The sequence below is a fragment of the Candidatus Nitrosarchaeum limnium BG20 genome (assembly GCF_000241145.1).
GTDB classification, from domain to species: domain Archaea; phylum Thermoproteota; class Nitrososphaeria; order Nitrososphaerales; family Nitrosopumilaceae; genus Nitrosarchaeum; species Nitrosarchaeum limnae.
Map to the genome: position 1 here is coordinate 1 of NZ_AHJG01000251.1, position 1,257 is coordinate 1,257.

2 protein-coding genes are annotated in these 1,257 nt (G+C 34.0%); both read right to left on the minus strand.

The features are described from left to right. Positions 1-135 precede the first annotated feature (135 nt). Positions 136-348 carry a DUF167 domain-containing protein gene (locus tag BG20_RS09025; RefSeq protein ID WP_010194196.1) on the minus strand — a complete coding sequence of 71 codons (213 nt, stop codon included), beginning with the start codon at positions 346-348 and terminating at the stop codon, positions 136-138. A 79-nt stretch (positions 349-427) separates the two neighbouring features. Next, positions 428-1,257, minus strand: an 830-nt coding sequence (locus BG20_RS09030; protein WP_010194197.1) for a type I secretion target repeat-containing protein, incomplete at its 5' end; no start/stop codon positions are given.

Genomic DNA, 1,257 nt, shown 5'->3' on the forward strand with positions numbered 1-1,257 from the left:
CTTTTGCTAAATCTGCCATCCATCTCCATTTGGGATCTACTTTGAAGAATGAGAAATTAAAAAAATATTGTTCACTGTATTTTTCATCCATGCCTTTTCATTTTTAAAACCCTATTTAAACAAAAACTAGATTCTCTAATTCTGAACTTGTATGATTTTCTCACTCGATTTATGCCCTGATCTTATCTGAATCTTTGATGATGATACCTTAAAATACTTTGAAAGTTTTTTTATGATTTCTTTATTTGCCTCTCCTTTGATTGGTTTTGATTTTATGCCAATAGTAATTTGTTCATCTTTAATTGTTAGAAAATCTTTGTTAAATTCTACCGTTACTTTGTAAATCACAAAATATCAAAAATCATTATCGCTTAAACTTGTTTGTTTTTAAAATATTGAGAAATTTTGAATTCGATTTTTACTCAAATTAATCTTCATATTCTTCTGACTCTTCTTCCACTTCATTCATTTTTTTATCTTCATCACAGTTTGTTATGGTGTTTATCCCCTGCCCTCCGTTACACTTGTTTATTCCAGTTCCCCCGTCAATGGAATCATTTCCTTGACCTCCATGTAATTTGTCATTTCCTAAACCTCCTGAGATCATATCATTATCTTTTCCCCCGTTTATTTTGTCATCCCCGTCTCCGCCGAAGATTTTGTCATTTCCTTTGCCTCCTGAAATCTTATCATCTCCTTCATTTCCTTGTATTGTATCATCTCCATCTCCACCATGAATTTTGTCATTACCTGTACCTCCAATGATACAGTCATTTCCTTTCTTGCCGTCTATCTTATCATTCCCTTCATATCCGAAGATTAGATCATTTCCGTTTGTTCCTTTTATCTTGTCATTTCCTGGGGTGCCATCGATTCTTGTATAATCTGATTCAGGTAATCCACAGAATAATTCAACTTGTATAATATCACATGATGTTGCACCTTGAACTGATGTACTTCCTTCAGGACATTTTGTTTGTTGTATTGCTCCGGAAAGTGGAACAAAAAAACCTACATCAGAAATAATACATGATGTTGCACCAATGCCTGGTTGATAATTTCCTGGAGAACATGGTATTTCAAAAGTTGCTCCCACATTATCAACAAAATTACCTGCTGATGCAAATGTACATGGTACAAATCCTGTCATAGAATAAGACCCCGGAGAACACTCTGGTGATGAAGTCAATGTAAATATCTGGACACGATTGTTTTCTGGATCTGATACGTAAATATTTCCTACAGAATCCACTGCAA